This window comes from Paenibacillus sp. FSL P2-0121 (genome assembly GCF_037975345.1).
Lineage (GTDB): Bacteria > Bacillota > Bacilli > Paenibacillales > Paenibacillaceae > Paenibacillus_AQ > Paenibacillus_AQ odorifer.
Genome location: NZ_CP150245.1, coordinates 1204008 through 1220569, shown reverse-complemented (window position 1 = coordinate 1220569; position 16562 = coordinate 1204008). Strand labels below are relative to the sequence as shown.

The 16562-nt window shown below is 41.3% G+C and carries 29 protein-coding genes and 1 pseudogene; 3 read left to right on the top strand and 27 right to left on the bottom strand.

Annotated elements, in window-relative coordinates; all coding sequences use genetic code 11:
• Window positions 1–105: 105 nt before the first annotated feature.
• From MKY54_RS05230 to MKY54_RS05100, 27 genes are all read right to left on the bottom strand, one after another.
• Window positions 106–639, bottom strand: coding sequence for a hypothetical protein (locus MKY54_RS05230; protein WP_339189777.1), 534 nt, complete (start codon window positions 637–639; stop codon window positions 106–108).
• Between the two features lie 49 nt (window positions 640–688).
• A complete protein-coding gene (locus MKY54_RS05225; RefSeq protein WP_339189775.1) occupies window positions 689–1213 on the bottom strand; it encodes a sigma-70 family RNA polymerase sigma factor in 525 nt (174 codons plus the stop codon).
• Between the two features lie 44 nt (window positions 1214–1257).
• Window positions 1258–1479, bottom strand: coding sequence for a hypothetical protein (locus MKY54_RS05220; RefSeq protein WP_339189773.1), 222 nt, complete (start codon window positions 1477–1479; stop codon window positions 1258–1260).
• A gap of 13 nt (window positions 1480–1492) precedes the next feature.
• Complete coding sequence (locus MKY54_RS05215; RefSeq protein ID WP_339189771.1) at window positions 1493–1918, bottom strand: YopX family protein; 426 nt, start codon at window positions 1916–1918, stop codon at window positions 1493–1495.
• Between the two features lie 35 nt (window positions 1919–1953).
• Window positions 1954–2121, bottom strand: coding sequence for a hypothetical protein (locus MKY54_RS05210; protein ID WP_339189769.1), 168 nt, complete (start codon window positions 2119–2121; stop codon window positions 1954–1956).
• Between the two features lie 28 nt (window positions 2122–2149).
• On the bottom strand, window positions 2150–2494 hold the full coding sequence (locus MKY54_RS05205; protein ID WP_339189767.1) for a hypothetical protein: 345 nt from the start codon (window positions 2492–2494) through the stop codon (window positions 2150–2152).
• 3 nt (window positions 2495–2497) lie between these two features.
• Window positions 2498–2962: a hypothetical protein gene (locus MKY54_RS05200; protein ID WP_339189765.1), complete on the bottom strand. Its 465-nt coding sequence runs from the start codon at window positions 2960–2962 to the stop codon at window positions 2498–2500.
• A complete protein-coding gene (locus MKY54_RS05195; RefSeq protein ID WP_339189763.1) occupies window positions 2959–3120 on the bottom strand; it encodes a hypothetical protein in 162 nt (53 codons plus the stop codon). Before MKY54_RS05195 ends, MKY54_RS05200 begins: the two co-directional genes overlap by 4 nt.
• Window positions 3121–3188: 68 nt before the next feature.
• Entirely contained in the window at window positions 3189–3569 is a 381-nt protein-coding gene (locus MKY54_RS05190) for a hypothetical protein (RefSeq protein ID WP_339189761.1), read from the bottom strand.
• Window positions 3570–3868: 299 nt separating this feature from the next.
• On the bottom strand, window positions 3869–5011 hold the full coding sequence (locus tag MKY54_RS05185; RefSeq protein WP_339189759.1) for a phosphoadenosine phosphosulfate reductase family protein: 1143 nt from the start codon (window positions 5009–5011) through the stop codon (window positions 3869–3871).
• 485 nt (window positions 5012–5496) lie between these two features.
• Entirely contained in the window at window positions 5497–5859 is a 363-nt protein-coding gene (locus tag MKY54_RS05180; protein WP_339189757.1) for a hypothetical protein, read from the bottom strand.
• Window positions 5856–6290, bottom strand: a complete 435-nt coding sequence (locus tag MKY54_RS05175; RefSeq protein WP_339189755.1) for an ASCH domain-containing protein — start codon at window positions 6288–6290, stop codon at window positions 5856–5858. The genes MKY54_RS05180 and MKY54_RS05175 overlap by 4 nt, the downstream gene beginning before the upstream one ends.
• A 340-nt stretch (window positions 6291–6630) precedes the next feature.
• Window positions 6631–7104 carry a hypothetical protein gene (locus tag MKY54_RS05170; RefSeq protein ID WP_339189754.1) on the bottom strand — a complete coding sequence of 158 codons (474 nt, stop codon included), beginning with the start codon at window positions 7102–7104 and terminating at the stop codon, window positions 6631–6633.
• Window positions 7105–7153: 49 nt separating this feature from the next.
• Window positions 7154–7831 carry an HNH endonuclease signature motif containing protein gene (locus tag MKY54_RS05165; RefSeq protein ID WP_339189753.1) on the bottom strand — a complete coding sequence of 226 codons (678 nt, stop codon included), beginning with the start codon at window positions 7829–7831 and terminating at the stop codon, window positions 7154–7156.
• A gap of 140 nt (window positions 7832–7971) precedes the next feature.
• Window positions 7972–8274: a hypothetical protein gene (locus MKY54_RS05160; protein ID WP_339189752.1), complete on the bottom strand. Its 303-nt coding sequence runs from the start codon at window positions 8272–8274 to the stop codon at window positions 7972–7974.
• Window positions 8267–8800, bottom strand: a complete 534-nt coding sequence (locus MKY54_RS05155) for a Holliday junction resolvase RecU (protein ID WP_339189750.1) — start codon at window positions 8798–8800, stop codon at window positions 8267–8269. Before MKY54_RS05155 ends, MKY54_RS05160 begins: the two co-directional genes overlap by 8 nt.
• Window positions 8754–8945, bottom strand: coding sequence for a hypothetical protein (locus MKY54_RS05150; protein WP_339189749.1), 192 nt, complete (start codon window positions 8943–8945; stop codon window positions 8754–8756). The genes MKY54_RS05155 and MKY54_RS05150 overlap by 47 nt, the downstream gene beginning before the upstream one ends.
• Complete coding sequence (locus MKY54_RS05145) at window positions 8942–9202, bottom strand: hypothetical protein (protein ID WP_339189748.1); 261 nt, start codon at window positions 9200–9202, stop codon at window positions 8942–8944. The genes MKY54_RS05150 and MKY54_RS05145 overlap by 4 nt, the downstream gene beginning before the upstream one ends.
• Before the next feature lie 2 nt (window positions 9203–9204).
• Window positions 9205–9372 carry a hypothetical protein gene (locus MKY54_RS05140; protein ID WP_339189746.1) on the bottom strand — a complete coding sequence of 56 codons (168 nt, stop codon included), beginning with the start codon at window positions 9370–9372 and terminating at the stop codon, window positions 9205–9207.
• Window positions 9369–10358 carry a hypothetical protein gene (locus MKY54_RS05135; RefSeq protein ID WP_339189744.1) on the bottom strand — a complete coding sequence of 330 codons (990 nt, stop codon included), beginning with the start codon at window positions 10356–10358 and terminating at the stop codon, window positions 9369–9371. Before MKY54_RS05135 ends, MKY54_RS05140 begins: the two co-directional genes overlap by 4 nt.
• Window positions 10359–10378: 20 nt before the next feature.
• Window positions 10379–10774: a hypothetical protein gene (locus tag MKY54_RS05130; protein ID WP_339189742.1), complete on the bottom strand. Its 396-nt coding sequence runs from the start codon at window positions 10772–10774 to the stop codon at window positions 10379–10381.
• The gene (locus tag MKY54_RS05125) at window positions 10774–11172 is read right to left on the bottom strand and encodes a hypothetical protein (protein ID WP_339189740.1); all 399 of its coding nucleotides are present in this window, start codon (window positions 11170–11172) and stop codon (window positions 10774–10776) included. Before MKY54_RS05125 ends, MKY54_RS05130 begins: the two co-directional genes overlap by 1 nt.
• The gene (locus MKY54_RS05120) at window positions 11162–11635 is read right to left on the bottom strand and encodes a hypothetical protein (RefSeq protein WP_339189738.1); all 474 of its coding nucleotides are present in this window, start codon (window positions 11633–11635) and stop codon (window positions 11162–11164) included. Before MKY54_RS05120 ends, MKY54_RS05125 begins: the two co-directional genes overlap by 11 nt.
• Window positions 11625–11933, bottom strand: coding sequence for a hypothetical protein (locus tag MKY54_RS05115; protein ID WP_339189736.1), 309 nt, complete (start codon window positions 11931–11933; stop codon window positions 11625–11627). The genes MKY54_RS05120 and MKY54_RS05115 overlap by 11 nt, the downstream gene beginning before the upstream one ends.
• Before the next feature lie 25 nt (window positions 11934–11958).
• Window positions 11959–12657: an ORF6C domain-containing protein gene (locus tag MKY54_RS05110; protein WP_339189735.1), complete on the bottom strand. Its 699-nt coding sequence runs from the start codon at window positions 12655–12657 to the stop codon at window positions 11959–11961.
• 503 nt (window positions 12658–13160) lie between these two features.
• On the bottom strand, window positions 13161–13439 hold the full coding sequence (locus tag MKY54_RS05105) for a helix-turn-helix domain-containing protein (RefSeq protein ID WP_339189733.1): 279 nt from the start codon (window positions 13437–13439) through the stop codon (window positions 13161–13163).
• Window positions 13436–13675 carry an XRE family transcriptional regulator gene (locus tag MKY54_RS05100; protein ID WP_339189731.1) on the bottom strand — a complete coding sequence of 80 codons (240 nt, stop codon included), beginning with the start codon at window positions 13673–13675 and terminating at the stop codon, window positions 13436–13438. The genes MKY54_RS05105 and MKY54_RS05100 overlap by 4 nt, the downstream gene beginning before the upstream one ends.
• A gap of 196 nt (window positions 13676–13871) precedes the next feature.
• Here MKY54_RS05100 and MKY54_RS05095 point away from each other — a divergent pair.
• The 3 genes and pseudogenes from MKY54_RS05095 to MKY54_RS05085 form a co-directional block, all read left to right on the top strand.
• Window positions 13872–14060, top strand: a pseudogene (locus MKY54_RS05095) (helix-turn-helix transcriptional regulator); the annotation flags it as partial.
• Between the two features lie 297 nt (window positions 14061–14357).
• Window positions 14358–15239: an ImmA/IrrE family metallo-endopeptidase gene (locus MKY54_RS05090; RefSeq protein ID WP_339189729.1), complete on the top strand. Its 882-nt coding sequence runs from the start codon at window positions 14358–14360 to the stop codon at window positions 15237–15239.
• Window positions 15240–15251: 12 nt separating this feature from the next.
• Window positions 15252–16442, top strand: a complete 1191-nt coding sequence (locus MKY54_RS05085; protein WP_339189727.1) for a site-specific integrase — start codon at window positions 15252–15254, stop codon at window positions 16440–16442.
• Window positions 16443–16562: the final 120 nt, after the last annotated feature.

Genomic DNA, 16562 nt, shown 5'->3' with positions numbered 1-16562 from the left:
TATACCGCAATAATGGGATTTGGACCCAATAACGACATACAGTTACTATTAAGAAACCTTTGTTAATAGGTTCCTCCTATATATAGGTGGCAATCGTAAGACAAATTAACGAATTAGATATCTAATTGCTTCATTCAATACAATTTTCAAAGCAGCTTTGAAGTACTTCCAAGGATCAGGTTTTCTAAATAGAATTCCTGCTTCCGGCCCACCGTACGCTTCCCATATATCTTTGTACCTCTTCCCACTCAAAGATCTATACTCAATCACAAAGATATTTTCTAATATTTCGTTATCCTTTAAAATAAACACTTTTTCATTACCAGAATCGATTTGCTTTTCATTCACATTCCTTCCAGAAGACCCATAAGGAGTTACTCGTCCATTAAAGAAAACTTCATATGCTGTAGACGGTCCAATATTTTTAATTATAACGCCTTGGTCATGATCTGACAGTTGTAGATCAACAGGTATCAAAAAAGTTCTATAAGGTGCATGCAATGATTGTCTAGAGATCCACCAAGCCGACAGAGAAATTATGACAGCGAGAATTGTACCACTAGCTTGTACCCAATCAATAAAATTAATGTCATTACTCTCTACTAATTTCACACTATAAACTGCTTCTGTAACAGTCAATTCAATATCCCACCATTCAATATATAATATCTACCAATTATAGTGTAGCTTAATACAAAAGGAATAGATTATTTGACAATTCTTCGGATATTTTCTTTTGGGCTCGTTCGACATACTCCGCAACTGTTCCCTTTGCAACTCCTAACATTTGACTGATTTCCTGAAAAGAAAAACACTCTCCGTACGCTAATACATAACACTCTCTTTCCCTTTCACTTAGTCGTGATAAAGCACTTTCGATCTGAAATCTTTCCCAATCAGTTAAGTTGCTCGGGCTTCCTGCTTTTGAGTTACTAACGTAAGCCTGCATACGTAATGGGTCTACTAATTTTTCAAGTTGATAAGCTGCTCTACGTTCAATCCCCCGCTTGTTTCCTGGGCGTCTACCGGTGCTTAACCATTCTATTACAAACTCACAATCAGATTTCATTCCGGAGATGACCTTTTTATCATCAGCGTCAGCCTTCCTATATGCTCGCTCCGCGCCTTTGAGGGAGAGTTGATAGTTTAGGGCAGTTGCTGGACCTAAGTCCGTTACCTTTACTACAGGAGCCTTACTATTTGCGATGTTCATCCTCATTCCCCTTTGTGGTATAATTTGGTCGAGGATAAAAGCTGCTATTGCCCTGATGCGTCAGGGCTTTTTTCTATATAAATACCTTCCACCATCATAGAAAACATCTTCATGTTTGTGCTGATTGGATACTTGTTGTATGCATCCTTAAATCTAACCCAGGTCGGTCCCCACGCCAGTACATCTACAGGTAAGCCCGGGCTTGCAGTAAAGACAAACTGCTTATGGCCGGCTCTCAATGCATTTTGAGTGTCCTTATACCTCATCCTCTTCTCCCCCTTATACCTCTATTAGATCTGGATTCTCGTATATAGTTCCAATTACTTCAGCATTTTCGTTCTCAAAGTAAAGCATGGTGGAACCGTATGGATGATGACCGATAAGTTCTGCATTGTATTTCCCTTTGTCAAAGGTGACTTTATAATGTCGTATCACTTTTTCTTGAGACATTGGATTAATCCAACTTCCATCTAGGACATCCCCTTTGTATATCTCCCGTCCGTTCTTGTCTTTTAATCCGGTGTACTCACCCATTGACTTTAAATCGCATTTAACTGGAGAGCTTTCTGTGTAAAGAACCGCATAATCCTCAATGTTTTCACGCTGTTTGCATTCATCCGTTAGTCCATCTAAACACCAACCAAAACCATAATGCCACGACTTATTTTCTATACTATAGCCCCTATATTTAGGCTCTCTGATCACGGTGTATCGTCTCCTTTGATTGGGGTCTCAGCCCCCTAAATTGTCCGTTCATCAAACCAACGCATGCAGTATGCAATCCGACCAGCTATCCTTGTGACCTTGAACCACTTGTTTTGAGCATCAATCAGGATCACATCTTCCAAATTCAGTTTATAGCACAGTCCGCATATTTTGGTACCATCCTCCAGCTGTAGTCCAAACATGTGTGTCTCAGCCCCCTTATAAGTTCAGTCACTCCATTAGTTCTTGTGCGTACTGAAATTGCTCCTGTGTAATTTCAATGTTTACTGGTTCGTAATGTTCGCATACGGCTTCGAAGTCCAATGTTATAAACGGATCTGGTCCAAATTTTTCTATGAGCAATTGTTTCAGTGCGACATGCCATTTTTTATGTTCTTCAAAATCTTCAATAGTCGGAGCGAAATTATCTTTGCGGATAATCATGTAAGCGTTCTGTATATCATCCAAAGTAACGTCCAAGTTTTCATCTTCCCAATCTCCAACATCAACACTTGCAGCAAGATACCTTTCTGCATTCTCCTTGTTTCTCATTACCATAACCGGGACTCTATTCATGATCTATTCTCCCTCCTTGGGTGCTGGGGCTGCCGGAATCACGATTGGTGTCCAGTGCGTATGATAATCGGGCCAATCCATGTCCAACGGTGACCCACAGTATGGCGGTTCGTTAACCGGGAATGTCCACCAAAGTACATCTCCCAAGTCTTCATTCCATTCGTCTATTGGTCTTGCGGTAATCTCTGATGTGGGTGCTGGGGTATCTGGGTAAAGGGTGGACATAGCCTCTTGAAGAATGCCGTACATCATCGGAGCTGCGGTATCTCCACTCTGCCATAGGTGATATTCGTTCATTGCCATTTCAATAGTGTCTCTCAGCATCTTGGCTTCTTGGAGCCAATACCCCAAAGTTACCTCCGTTGGTTCATATTCAATGGATGGAGGAAATGGATTGTTACAGAACATTTTGGCATGCTCGAAAATCTTGACTCTCTCCATATCCTTTTGCCAGTCCCTTTGTGTCATTGGGCTTCCTCCCCTGAAACTATTGAAGCGAGTTTTCGCACAGATTCAGCTTCTTCTTTCGTATAATCTCCTGTGTTGCCATAGTCAGCATCAAAACACGATTTCATGAGTCCAAATGCTTCAATATCAGCGTCTGATAGATAAACTCTTTTAGGCATGTTTATATCCTCCTTGTGGGAGAGGAGGGCTATTAACCCTCTCTGTCCCTGAATCTTTCTAATTTTAATTAATTCTTCTCTATTCTCTCGATAACTATAAAGTCGGCTTTATCGAAGTGTAATGCAGCGGCTGGCTCGTACTCACCGTTTTTCCAATCAGCGTCAAATCGTTTGCGATCATCAATATAACTTCCGAAAAAATCATCCTGCTCTATCCAGTAAATAAGCTCCTTGAATTTTTCATCATCGTTATCATCCCATGCATATAGACTGTAACTATGGGGACTGTATGACCAAACAGCACCAATAACTTCAGTTCCGTTCAAATTGCGGAATGATTCAGCCATCTTCTCTAAGATTTCCGTTGATGGAGGAGACGGGTCATAATTAGCTTTAATTTCATCTGCATTTTTACTTGCCGTATTAAAACTTAATCTATAAAGATCCATATAATTTCACTCCTTCGTTAGTTAGATAACATTTGGGAGAGGAGGGATACTCCTACTCCCTAAAAATAGAATGCGTTGTATCTGTTGTAACCCCCATTACTATGGTATATATTGAATTTATCTCACTTATTGGAAGGGCGTCTTAATATGACCAGAAACCAAAGTACATATCTGATAATTTGGCTATCTGCTGTAACATGCTTCGTGTCGATAACATCTCTAAATATCGTTCCACGTACTATTTTGTTTGGACTAACAACTGTTGTTTGCACAGTAGGATACTTTAGACACAAGAATATCTAGTCATTAACCTGACATAAGTCAGGTTTTTTTATTTGTTCTATTGGTTCTGATGTGTCGTATAGATAGTTCCAAACTAGTTGATAACCCACCTGGAGCCCTTTGATCTTGGTTTCGTAAAATCTACCAACCTCAGCTGCATCCTCGACCCACGGACATTCCCGCAAGTCCTCCTCCCACTGTCGGTGAATCAATTCGTCTAATTCCTTGGAGTAAATGAGTTTCTGCGGTTCCACACCATGCATCCGAGCCAATTCTTCGTTCTCTTGTTCCGCTTGTCTCACTGCCTCATACAGTCGCATCCGCGCTTTTACTGTAAATGTGCCATGACCGTACTCCAACACCGTTCCATCTCGCTTACGCCCAGCCTTATTACGGGGATCTTTGTACATCTGAATCATGAGGTTTCTCAGTCCGACATAGGACTGTAACCATGGATTGTGCTTTGCAAACTCTTGGCTGCTCTTATCGATGGTTACCACTGGGCAGATGATACAACCAGTACGCGCGCCACATGGATCATCGTTTTTCTCTCCAGACCCCGCCTTGCGTTGCCTTAATCCACATTCCCCAGTAGCCTCTTTGTATAGTTGACCCAACGCCTCTGCATCTCCCCAGGCCATGCCCTCGCGCACCAGATAACTCCAAACATCATCCAAAGTGAAGTTGACGATCGGCATGAATTCATTTTCACTGAAGAATTCTGACACCTGTCTGTTCTCGATATTGTTCCGACGTTCTGCCGACTCGCTTAACCGGACCCCGGTAACAGTGAGTGCTGGTTTAATTGCCTTGTGTTCTTTGTGGGATGGTTCAATCTTCAGGCGCTCTGTACACCAGCGGTTCATTCGGCTTTTGGGCAATGGATATCCACGGCCTAGTACCAGATACATGAAGCTCTTTTCGATCGGAGCCGATACTTCAACTATTTTCACGGGCAGTTTATGATGGTCAATCAGCTTCTTAATCTTTATAAGTTCACTCTGTTTGAGTGGGTCTGTGACAAAATCAAGATGGGTCTGTGCAGTGGTAAGGTAAATCTCTCGAGTCAGCGATTCGGGTTTACTATTTTTTAATAACAGTAGTGATTTGAATAATTCCGATAAAGTGACTGAGCTGTCTTTACCTCCACTCCAAGCCACCACCCACGGTCCTGGTCTTGTTTCGTCGGTGTACGCTTTTAGAATTTGTCCAGTCGCTATGAAACTTTTTTGTTTATAGTCCATGGTGTCATTCCCCCTGTAGCGTGATATATGCCGCCTCTACCCTCTCTCGGGGGCAAATGATTGTCTTATCCTTTATCTGTGTCATGTCTTACCCTCCCTGTACCGCTGATCTCGTTTATCTTGGCATTGCTTGCATACCCAAGTACTACTATTTAAGCTACCGCAGTCTACACAGGTACATTCCCCGCCTTCCCTAGTGCTTTGCGGTGCCTTGTCGCTCCCTTCCTTATTTCCTAGGGCTAATAGGTTTGAGCTGAGCAGCATTATCCGATTGAGTGCTGTGTCTGCGCTCTCCAGACTGCCACTATTCCCTGCGGCAGCTTCTTTGTGGATTTCTGATACTTCGTATATGATGGATCGTTCTCTTTCCTGTTGCCGAGCTATGGTCTGCTGTGCCTCTATTACCTTTTTCGCAAATCCTTATTTGTGCCGTGAAGCGTATCATTTAGCTTTTTCTCAACTTCGGCGTTTTGTTGTGACTCTTCTAGAGCAGCCAATACCCTTTCATCCTCGGTCGGCAGAATTACCTTCTGGAGAAACTCAGGAGAAAATGATCCGCTGTATCCTTCGAGAAATACCGAATCCTGAGCGAGTACACCTGATCCACGGGTAAACTGGTCGCTGCTACAGGTCCAAATCCGGCCGTTTTGTGTTTCCGGCTCAATACAGGTATGCATTACAACGCGATCGCCTTTCTTGAGTTTGATCTCTTCTATCCGTTCTGGTGTCATGCTGGGTAAGGAAAATTTTCCTGATTCACTCATGGCTGCACTCCTTCCCAGTTCCAAAGCCCCTGCTGCCCCTTGGCAAGGATTGGATCTGGCAGGCGCTGAACGTTCGCCAACTCCCAGGCAAAGCGTCCTTTAGAAAAATCACCGAACCAAATCTCGTCTCCCTGCACGATTTCGTCATTTGAGAGTACGGCTATACAGTCTTTGTCCTCCTCGACTTCGTGAGGGAATACCATTGTAGCTGTTGCCACTACTGCCCCCGTTGGGAGGATATTAGCTGTGTATCCGTGCCGTGCCAGCGCCGCTTTAATCTCTGGTACCTCACAAGCGTCCTTGTCGATCTTCTTGCCTGCATGGATCGCTAGCTCGCCTCGATGTTTTGTTGCCCAGCTACGCGTTTCAAACCGCTTTTCCCTAAGAGCAATCAGCGTAGCCCAAGGTTGGATTATTGTTATAGATTTCATATATTCGCTTCCTCTCTTTTGCTCACTAAAGCTCGAACATCATCAAACGATAGAACCTCTCTCTTAATGGCATTTTTTGAATCTCTCAAAACCTACAATAAGAGATTTCAAAAAATTGAGAGGAGTGATTACTATTTTTAAAAAAATCAAGAAAGTATTAAGAAGTTTTGTGTTTGTAGTTTTATACCATCTATTAAATCGTCGATTTGTTCGGAATATAGTTTGGTATATCATTACTTGCCAACACATGTGGGGATATTCAGTTTCGAATTTCATCGTAAGTCTCATATGTTGATCTTAATTAGTGGCAACAAAATCTTTTCGAGGTTGGAGGGTGTGGTTAACCCTCTACCTTCTTCAGATATTCAGTCGCAAAACCACCGTTAAAACCTTCCAGCAACACTACCTCTGATCCGCACAAGTCCCATGGTTCCGATTTCACTGTCCAAACCTTATCCTTGTATTTTTCCTTCCGAGCTTCGTAGCATGAATGCATGATTACTTTATCTTCTGGCTTTAGTCCGGATTTCTTGAGCTTTGGTTGTTTTGCCATTTCGTTTATCTCTCCTTTTTGGACTTGTTTAGTTACCTGATCCATCCCTTTTCTTGTAAGTACTATGGTTCTTGGTTGATTTCTCCTCCAGGATAGGAGTTTTTTCTTATCTAAGCGTTCAATAAAACCGTGAGTTGTCGATATTGACTGGTGGCCCATGGCTGCTGCAATTTCTCGAATACTGGGCGGATATTGAAATTCAAATGAGAATTTATCAATAAAGTTGATGATTGCTTGCTGCTTTTTCGAAATGAATTCCATCTTCAACTCCCTCTCTAAATAAACTATTATCCGTTGTTATAAGAATTTACTAATCTTCAAATCGGTCATTTGGATGATAGGAACCCTGTGCCGCATAGCCATTAAGAGCATCAGTAAACATTGCAGTAAAGGTATTTAAGTCCTTAGTTTCTAAGGATTCCAACAACCTAATTTCCTTTACTCGAAGATCCCTACCGGCTGCCGTTGCAATTAGATCCGCTATAGGTTCAATCTGCTGCAATCGTTCTTCTTTTACCTTCTCTAGTTCCATCTGCTTATTTAGCTTGTGATTGTATTCATCCCAATCTTGTTCATCGAACCAAAAGTAATCCCCGTACTTATTCCAAAATACTGAAATCCAGTATTGTAAGAGCTCTTCATCCGTTTGGATAATGTCATGACACAACCCACAAAGACGTAACCCATTTGTCTTGACTCCCCTACCCTTGCGCCCTCGCGGCATGACATGGTGTGTTGTTGTATCTGGAGCAGTTTTACAATGTGAACATTTACCGTCAGCCTCTGCAATCAATTCCTTAATTACTGACGCTGGGAACTCACAACGCTGTTTTGAACTTTTACCAGGTTTATGATCTACGAATATCTTTTGTTTCAAAGGAGATACCTCTTTCTTCTCCTTCTTACGCTGACCTAAGCTACTAGTCTTCTTGGGTTTCACTTGTTTTTTCGGCTTCCAGAAAGTTTTATGAGGGGTTTCTTCTGCCATGCTACACCTCATCTCTCTATGATTATGTTTAGTAGATTGTCCTATAGATAATTGCTCTGCCTCCCACTCACATTCAGTACAACGATATTGATCCGGAGTAATTTCTTTCATATCTGATCCACACTGGAGACATACCAGAATCATGATCCTCTCTCCGCTTCTGCAAGTTCGGCTGGTGTTAAATCGCCAACGTTAATCTGATCTCTAGCCCGGACATATAATGGAGCGTAGCTATAAGGTGGTATTGCGTTTCGAACATGAAGATAAGCAATGGGTTGTTCTGTAGCTTCCACATGAGCCTTAAGTTCCACACATCGGTATTTGGGAAGGATCGCCCAGCCTTTAGGACGTTCAGGACGCCATCCGGGACCACCTGTGATAAAAAGTGGTTTACCACATGCAGCGGCTTCGTCACGGGTTAACCACCCGTTTTTATCAGGCATGCATCTTACCTTCTGTGAACCAGACTCTATCAACTGCAGCTAGATAATCAAGAGGTACACGGCCTGTCCTAACTTCGAACGCGTCAATCTCAAAGTTATCAAACGTCATGCTTTTCCGCCCACCCCTGGAAGCCTCAACCTTGTATGCACGTAATGCTGTGAAGGGTAAAAGGTATGTTTTACGTTGTTTTCTAAACTCGACTAGCACGAAGCATAGAGCGCCGAACTTATGACACTTATCCAAGTGTTCATATTGATGATCGGCAACGTTCTTTAAATCAAATCTATCTAACTCCTGAATAGACTTTGCTTCGAAAAAGATAGCTCGTCCACGATAGATGCCATCATAATCAACAGTAGATTTAGCTTCAAAGAATCCTGCGAGTACCTTAGTTCCTTTACTTCTTGTTACCTTTACTGGGGTTGATCGTTTATTGATAACCGCTACTCCCCGATGCTCATATGATTCATTTGTGTAATTAATCAGATTTTCGAACGCCGCCCCGCGGTTTCCTTGTCCTACCATCTTTTAGCCCCCCTTTTCCGTCTGGACGCGGCGGATCGAAAACATATCGCTTGTCATCGATCACAAGTACGCTTGGCAGATCCTCGTACATTTTTGCAACGGTTACGATTTTCTTATATTTCTTACCTACCTCGTAATGTGTCATTTCAATTCTTTCCTCCCTCTTGTCGGAGATTCTAATTCACGTTTCTCGGCTATTTGGTCAATCATATCTTCAATCTTGGCCCGTACAACTTTTTGACTAGTTGATAACCCAACACCTGCAGTTGATGCCTCTGAGATAATTTTAGCAACGATATGATCAGCTGCTGTTAGATGTTCAAACAGGCGGTATTCCAAGGATTCAAAGATTCTATCAAATTCATTTAGCAAGTATTTTTCTCGTCTTTCAGCGGGAGTCATTGTCACCACACCTTTTCACGTTTGCGATCGACGAGCAGCATTATAAGTTTTTTTATTTTTTCTCTAGCTATGAGTTCTTTAGTAGCGTGGATCCGAATGTCATAGTCAAGTGATTCATCGTTTATGATCTGCAAAAGTTCAGCGTCAGTTCGCCAATTAAGAAAGTTCATCGATATTTCGCCTCCTTCTGTTCTCGTTCTCTCGCAGCCTTCATCTCCCTTGCCCGTTGCATTGCCAGTTCGTATTCTTCAGAACTAACCGATTCAGCACCAGCATTTGTTGTTATTTCGAGCTTTGGCTTTCCACTCGGTGTACTGCTATTTCGTTTTGTCTGTTGTGCTCTCATATGGGTTAGTATTTTCGGATAATGTTCTCTCAAATTAGTTGGACTAAAAATGATTGTCCGGTAAAATTTTTCGTTCAGACCGTACTTGATAACCTCGCCTAACTCAACCTCTGGGATCTTATCTCTTTCAAGTATCAATCTGAATGTGTCAGCCCAGTTCTGAAAGTTAGGCTCTTTGATTAAATGGCTTGTCCCAAGTTGGAGGGCATTCTCATAGGCCAATTCATGAAATCGTTTAGCCAGTTTATAAACTCGGTCATCCTCGGAATAAACGCGTTTAGCGTTTTTCTGAGAGGAAGATTTTTTTAATTCTTTTTCTTGTTCATTCTTGTCATTCTTTACATTCTTGTCATTCTTTACATTCTTGTTTATATTGTTGGGTTGCCGTTGCTCTCGAGCAGGCTTCGTGTCCGTTTCGCCATTGCCTTCGTCGTTGCTTTCGTCCTCACCAGAGTCTTGATAAACACTGTAGTTAAGCACTTCTATAAGCATTCCGTGCGTTGCTTTCGTCGTTGCAATCATCGTTGCTTCCGTGTCGCTTTCGTGACCCCCTCCATCGGGTTTTCGTAGAAAGCTCAAAACCTGATAAACTTGGTCCTTCGTCGGTCGTTCTACTCGGGCTCCTACATGCCATTTACAAGCTTCGATAATATCGGGTATAGAGGTACTGATTTGCCCTCGTTTAAGCCCCTTATATTGAGCATGTTGTGCTGAGATAAGCAAATACATCCAGACCTTCAGATACAGTGGCGGCTTATCCCAAATGGTGCTCTCTATAATCTTGCGATGAAGTTTGATCCAGCCGTCCATTTCACCACCTACTTACTTTATTACTTGGCTTCTATTGTTATCGAAGTGAATCCGCCATCCTCCGTAGCACACTTAATGCTGCAGTAATGCCGTCTCTTAAACATGATTTTTTCCTGATCTTCTGCAATAGTGTTTTGGCATTCAGGTCGTGAACAATACCAGGAGTTTTTCAAACGTCTTTGGTTACGTGGACCACGTGGTTTTACTGGCTCAATTGGCTTATCTTCATAATCAAGACCTACTGACTTTCTATCCACGATCTTTAGACGTTTACGTTTTTTCTCAATCTCTGCCTTTATTACTAAAGATGCTTTACCCTTAAGGCGTATATGATTAGCTTGACTACGGTATAACTCATTCAAATCTTTGCGAAGTTTTTTACGCTCTACTGGATCGAATTTCTTTGTTTTTGCCATTAAAGTCCACCTCCTAGAGTCCTATTCTCACGGTTAGCCTTCAGGTGTAGTTCAAATAGTTGTTGCAGCAAAGATTCATGTTCGTTTTTCCACATCTTTCTTTCTTCCATAGCTTCAGCTTCTAACATCCTCAATTGCTCTACAGCTATTTCAGCGCGTGTTTCCTTATCTCCGGGTCCTGGTTCCAACTTGGCGCGAGCATAGGTGGATTTCCGAAGTGCATAGATCCGCCAATACTCTCCCTCTCTCACGGCTGCTACGCGTCCCATGAGCATGTGTGCTTTAGTCAGTAGTTCAATCTTCGTAATGTCCGCACCCGGTGCATTCCCATCGTACTGGTCAGCTTGGGCGCGTAGTGACTTGATTTCCTTGATATACTGCTTGATATCAATGTCCATTTGACTCAGCTCGATCTTTTATTAATTTGTTACCAAGGCAATGATAGTTACAGAAATGACCTCCGAGAGACCATAGATGACTCTGTTTTGCAGGTATAATAGTTTCACAACCTCCGCATCGAAAATCGTTATTGTACCAGTGTTTTGAAATCTCCCCCTGAGATATCTGTAGCTCTAAATATAATCTCCTGCTTTTTTCTTGGCTCCTCTGCCAATACGCTTGATTCATTGTTTTTAAAGCAAGGTTTAGAGACTCTTCACGCATGTCTTTTACATATTTAGAATGATCTATTACAGCACGCTCTTGATCTGTGAACCCCATCCCATCAATGACGGGATCAGCATATGGTTGCCGATAATGCATTGATAAAACTGCATTCAATAAACTTACAGATTGGATTGTAACCTCATATTTCCGACCAGTTACATCTACCATAGGTAAATTCCAATCTTTAGCTTGCATTGCTTTTTCCTCCAAATGCTGATAGACTGACCTTAATTAAATTTGTTTTGCACGTGACTAGCTCTCCGGCTCCTACCCCGGTGGGCTGTTTTTCATTTGATCGGTTATTTCGAAACTCATCTATTGCAATTTCATCCCAGACTTTCAGCAACTTATCCTGACATTCCCTCCGATATCGAGCAGCAAATAGATAGATATTGAAATCAATTTCTCTACCCCGTAACAACGCATCATCTTCAACTGTTTTCCAAAACACAACCTCTTCGCGAAGATCTGCAGCAACTATATGCTTGTCCATAAGATCCCTCCTTTTCTTGATAAATTCAAAACAGCATTTGACCGTTTTCTTGTTCAATCTGTCTCATTAGGTTATTTGGTGGATTCCAAAGCGGAACGTATTGAAGCGCACGATCGTAATCCTTAATGAATGTGTTGTTATACGAGTTAATCCCAAAAAACTCTGTAAATTCGTTCCAAAGTGCCGAATAAACTTGTGTTCGAAGGCTGCTATCCTTATAGGCTGCTGATTTCTTTCCGCCTACGATTTCTAAAACTCGTTTGTTCCCTGCCTTTTTTAGTATTCGTTGCTGCCCGTAGTCAATCGTGGTGCGGTTTTCTAAATGCTCTACGCGATCTTCCATTTCTTTAGTTCGAATATCCAGCATTAGAATTGCTTGTAATTCTTTACTAGCCCCAGCGAATAGATTCTTGTTCTTCTCTTCCATAGCTTCGAACTTGGTAACATATGCAGCTGTGAAGAGTATTCCTTTTTCGCCAGTCATTTTATTGGCAACCATGTCACAGCCTTTACGAGTAAGTTCAAAACAATCATAATTCTTGTTGTTGCCCTCCACCTTGTAAATGCTCGGAATGAAGAAATCCTGAGAACGAAATTCTGCGTTTTCTAAAACTTGAATATATCCTGAGATACTTCTAAGCAAATCACTGTGTCTGACGTCCGTCATTACTGCTACTTCTCGGCTGTTAATTGTAACTGGAGCCTGAACAATTTGTTTATGCATGAATCGCTACCTCCCTTTACTCCTAGCTGATCTTCTATCCTTCGCGTTAATGGAGTCGCTAGGGTATCCAATGTTTAGCCGTTGTACTGGCGTGTGTCCTTCTAGATTCTTGTTTGCGGCTTGAGGATCGTAACCGATACTTTGCGGTTTACCGAATCTCCCAAAAAGTTCTTTGCGCTCCATTCCATGAGCAGTGCGACAATGATTTACTGTGATTACATCACCTGTATGACCGCAATTGGGATAAGGGCATCTGACTGTACTGCAAATGATTACTGTCACGTAACTAAACCTCCTTACCTTCACCTAAAGAAGTTATATACTTTACTTCTAAGTCATCTATGAGTGCTAACATATCAGAATGATCAATATTGTATAGTCGGGCTCGATCTATGAAGCTTTGTAGTTGTGTATATGTACAACCACGATCCAGACAATTTCTCAAAACAGCTTTTAAAGCTTCTCTCGTGTTTTGTCGTTTCACAATCCACCTCCATTCCTCTTTATTCCCAGCCCTTGCAGTTCGCCCTCTCCTGCTGTTCAATCCACTTATCCAGCGTTTGGAAACGAAATAGAATGCGTGCGTTCTTGGAGCCTTCCTTGCCGCTTCGATAATGCGGAATCTTTTTTTCGCGTGCAAGTGTCCGAATAGTATCCTCAGACATCCCGAGGTAACGAGCAGCTTCTGGAACAGTTAAGCGCTTCTGATCAACGGTGACGGCAACGATATCAGAGACTTGCTGGCGAATTTCGTCTAATGCTTGATTCTGTTGATTATTCAAAATGAGTTCTCCTTTCCTGTATCGTGTTCAATCACTTCTTCTGTTGAGAAAAGATATTCCATATCACAATCAGAGAAAAATTCATTTTTGATTTTTTTTGCTTCGTCATAATAAATTCTGAAGTTTCCGTGAAGCTTGTCGCTGACTGTACTTCTCCTCATGTTTAACGCTCGGGATATAGTTGAAATCGTAACTCCTCTCTTTTCCATTTCTACACTGAGGTTCGTATAAAGCATCTTCACACCCCTTTTTTTGAACGTAATTACGTTCGTCTTGATTTGAATGATATACGTAATCACGTTCAAGGTCAAGCATGTAATTCCAAAAATAAACTTAATATCGTTCAAATCATATTTACTTTGCCATATTCATAGTGTAATATGTACTTATATACGCAATATCGTACAAATATAAATGGAGGTTTGGGAAAAAGTGGAGAGAGCCAAAATTTTATCTCGATTAATCGAAGAAAAGGGCTATAGTAAACGCGCCTTCGCTGAACGAATCGGCCTTCCCCCTACCACTCTTCAGACTATGCTTACCCGCGGAGTTGGCGGAGCAGCCATAGATAATGTATTGAAAGTAACAAAAGGCCTTGGTATCACAGTAGAAGAACTTGAAAATTTGGTAAATGAAGAAGATGGAATTAGCAAGGATGGACCGGAGGCGGCCGAAATCGCGGAGTTTGAATCTTTTATCAACAACCCTGAACACGGCTTGTTCTTTAAAGATTATCTAGAAGCTCCAGAAGAACGAAAAAAGGAGCTGCTTGTATTCTGGCGCTTCATCAAACAAGAGGAAGACAAGAAGAAATCCAAAGACCAATAAATTAGGACGGGCCAGCCATTAGGTATCTACCCATGGCCGGCTCGTCACATCCATATATGCGAACATACATTCTTATTCAGGAGGAATATCATGTTTAAACATTACAAAAAAACACATATGGAAGAGTTTGTGGAAGAACTATACATAGATAATGACATCAACGATCCAGAGGATATAACTATAGAAAATCTATCCACAAAACTGAGCATCCCTATTTTGTCTGCTCCTATAAAAAGTAGAGGACACGAAACCGAAACGGGCAATCGTTATATGGCTCTAGATGATCGTCTTTCGCGTTCTCAGCAGCGTTATTATTTTCTACATGAACTCTGTCATATCCTCAGACATGCCGGAAATCAAGTAACACTACCGGAAGATTTCGTTAGATACCAAGAAGAAGATTCTGATCAATTTGCCTTATATGCCCTAATGCCATTTTTTATGATAGATAAAATTACCTTATCAGGAAATTTGAATCAAGCTATTGATCAACTTTCATATGTATTCTCTGTTGAACGTTCGCTCGCTAAAAAAAGATACGACCAAATCCTGAGAAGAAAATATGAATGGGAGTTTACAAGATCTTTATCTGAAAATGCTAGAAGGGAGGTGAGTGACAATATGGCAGAAGAAAAAGGCATTCGTTTTTTTGTCTATTATGATGATTCTGGTTCATACGATGGTCCTACACAAATGATCGTTTCTGTTGATGAAAAAACTCTTATTGATTATCGCGAAATTGAATTGCCAATAAGTGAGAGATTGCCAGAGATCGAGCAGGACGAATTAGAGGGTTTTGGTGGAGTCACAGTTAGCCAAGGAGATGTTATTTGTTTTGATGGTAAAGTCACGCTGCAGCTCCACCAACTCTTATTTAAGCACGGTCTATCTAAAAGAAAGTTTGTATTACAAATGCGAGATATTGAAATGCTCATGGAAAAGGATCGACTTTTAATGCAAAGATTTAGTTAGGAGGTTGAATCCATGCCGTCATACGAACACCGTGGCAAAAACTCGTATCGACTTACCGTAGAGACTCAAGCCGGAATTAACCAGGAACGCGGTAGAGAGCGCAAGACTGTTAAATTGCCAGAAGGACTTACTCCGAAGAAACAAAAAGAATGGCTTGAGGCAGAATGGTATCAGTTTAAGACTGAGGTTGAGTCTGGGGCCTATATCACACCAGAAAAAATGGTTCTATCTGCTTTTGTTGTGGAGTGGAAAAACAAATATTCAAAAGGGAGGTTTGCTCCAAAGACAGAAAGTTTGCACGATTACTTGCTGACCCTCATCCTTCCATATATCGGTCACATGAAGTTATGTGATATCAAGACGCTTCATGTTCTCCAGTATTTCAACGATATTCAAGATTTAGAGAAAAGGAAAGCTGGGAAAAAGGAAGCCTATTCACAATCAACTTTAATATCACTTCATAAGCTTTTAAAGGGAATTTTTGATTTAGCGGTAACTTGGAATGTTATAAAGGTTTCTCCTATGGCTGGATTGAAATATCCTAAGCTTAAAAAGAAAAAGGCCGACTGTTACAATGAAGAGGAAGCTATAACTCTATTCCAATCACTAGAAAGAGAGCCTCTTGTTTTCAAAACCATTGTTATTCTAGCAACTACAACTGGTCTTCGCGAGGGTGAAATAAGCGGTTTGGAACGGAAACATATCGACCTGAAAACTGGTGTTATTCAAGTTGAACAGCAGATGATTTATACTAAACAGAATGGTCTTCAGATAACCGATACTAAAACAGATGATGGAAACAGGAAAATATCGATACCTAAATTAGTTGTGGACTTGTTGAAGGAAGTCTTCAAACAATCCTCAATCGATAGAGCTAAATTGGGATCATTGTGGAAAGGATGGAAAGATGGTGATAGACAGTTTGTCTTCAATACATCTACAGGGGCGCCATATGGCCCAGTCTACATTTCAGGAAGATGGATAAATTTCAGGAATAAGGCTGGATTGAGAAGAATTAAATTTCACGAATTAAGACACACAAGCGCTTCCCTGCTTATTAATAAAGGTGTGCACGCTAAAGTAATATCAGAACGTTTAGGTCATTCCGACATCAAGATCACCATGAATACCTATGGTCATGTATTCCAAAAGGCTGATCACGCTGCAGCAGATATGTTTGATGATATTTTTCAGACCAAATAAATGTCCCCAATCTGTCCCCAATCAAAGAACCGATAACCACAAGCCCTTGATTTATAAGGCTTTTTAATCATATAGTAACTATAGAATAAGTTGTTCATACGGCTGAGGGATAAATACCAA

Coding starts and splice junctions, on each gene's coding strand:
- MKY54_RS05170 (WP_339189754.1), bottom strand. CDS start 7,104: ATGGAATTCATTTCGAAAAAGCAGCAAGCAATCATCAACTTTATTGAT.
- MKY54_RS05220 (WP_339189773.1), bottom strand. CDS start 1,479: ATGAGGTATAAGGACACTCAAAATGCATTGAGAGCCGGCCATAAGCAG.
- MKY54_RS05120 (WP_339189738.1), bottom strand. CDS start 11,635: ATGCAAGCTAAAGATTGGAATTTACCTATGGTAGATGTAACTGGTCGG.
- MKY54_RS05155 (WP_339189750.1), bottom strand. CDS start 8,800: ATGGTAGGACAAGGAAACCGCGGGGCGGCGTTCGAAAATCTGATTAAT.
- MKY54_RS05225 (WP_339189775.1), bottom strand. CDS start 1,213: ATGAACATCGCAAATAGTAAGGCTCCTGTAGTAAAGGTAACGGACTTA.
- MKY54_RS05135 (WP_339189744.1), bottom strand. CDS start 10,358: ATGGACGGCTGGATCAAACTTCATCGCAAGATTATAGAGAGCACCATT.
- MKY54_RS05160 (WP_339189752.1), bottom strand. CDS start 8,274: ATGCCTGATAAAAACGGGTGGTTAACCCGTGACGAAGCCGCTGCATGT.
- MKY54_RS05150 (WP_339189749.1), bottom strand. CDS start 8,945: ATGACACATTACGAGGTAGGTAAGAAATATAAGAAAATCGTAACCGTT.
- MKY54_RS05115 (WP_339189736.1), bottom strand. CDS start 11,933: ATGGACAAGCATATAGTTGCTGCAGATCTTCGCGAAGAGGTTGTGTTT.
- MKY54_RS05205 (WP_339189767.1), bottom strand. CDS start 2,494: ATGAATAGAGTCCCGGTTATGGTAATGAGAAACAAGGAGAATGCAGAA.
- MKY54_RS05110 (WP_339189735.1), bottom strand. CDS start 12,657: ATGCATAAACAAATTGTTCAGGCTCCAGTTACAATTAACAGCCGAGAA.
- MKY54_RS05100 (WP_339189731.1), bottom strand. CDS start 13,675: ATGCTTTATACGAACCTCAGTGTAGAAATGGAAAAGAGAGGAGTTACG.
- MKY54_RS05145 (WP_339189748.1), bottom strand. CDS start 9,202: ATGACTCCCGCTGAAAGACGAGAAAAATACTTGCTAAATGAATTTGAT.
- MKY54_RS05140 (WP_339189746.1), bottom strand. CDS start 9,372: ATGAACTTTCTTAATTGGCGAACTGACGCTGAACTTTTGCAGATCATA.
- MKY54_RS05190 (WP_339189761.1), bottom strand. CDS start 3,569: ATGGATCTTTATAGATTAAGTTTTAATACGGCAAGTAAAAATGCAGAT.
- MKY54_RS05195 (WP_339189763.1), bottom strand. CDS start 3,120: ATGCCTAAAAGAGTTTATCTATCAGACGCTGATATTGAAGCATTTGGA.
- MKY54_RS05200 (WP_339189765.1), bottom strand. CDS start 2,962: ATGACACAAAGGGACTGGCAAAAGGATATGGAGAGAGTCAAGATTTTC.
- MKY54_RS05180 (WP_339189757.1), bottom strand. CDS start 5,859: ATGAGTGAATCAGGAAAATTTTCCTTACCCAGCATGACACCAGAACGG.
- MKY54_RS05125 (WP_339189740.1), bottom strand. CDS start 11,172: ATGGACATTGATATCAAGCAGTATATCAAGGAAATCAAGTCACTACGC.
- MKY54_RS05085 (WP_339189727.1), top strand. CDS start 15,252: ATGCCGTCATACGAACACCGTGGCAAAAACTCGTATCGACTTACCGTA.
- MKY54_RS05210 (WP_339189769.1), bottom strand. CDS start 2,121: ATGTTTGGACTACAGCTGGAGGATGGTACCAAAATATGCGGACTGTGC.
- MKY54_RS05175 (WP_339189755.1), bottom strand. CDS start 6,290: ATGAAATCTATAACAATAATCCAACCTTGGGCTACGCTGATTGCTCTT.
- MKY54_RS05165 (WP_339189753.1), bottom strand. CDS start 7,831: ATGGCAGAAGAAACCCCTCATAAAACTTTCTGGAAGCCGAAAAAACAA.
- MKY54_RS05090 (WP_339189729.1), top strand. CDS start 14,358: ATGTTTAAACATTACAAAAAAACACATATGGAAGAGTTTGTGGAAGAA.
- MKY54_RS05130 (WP_339189742.1), bottom strand. CDS start 10,774: ATGGCAAAAACAAAGAAATTCGATCCAGTAGAGCGTAAAAAACTTCGC.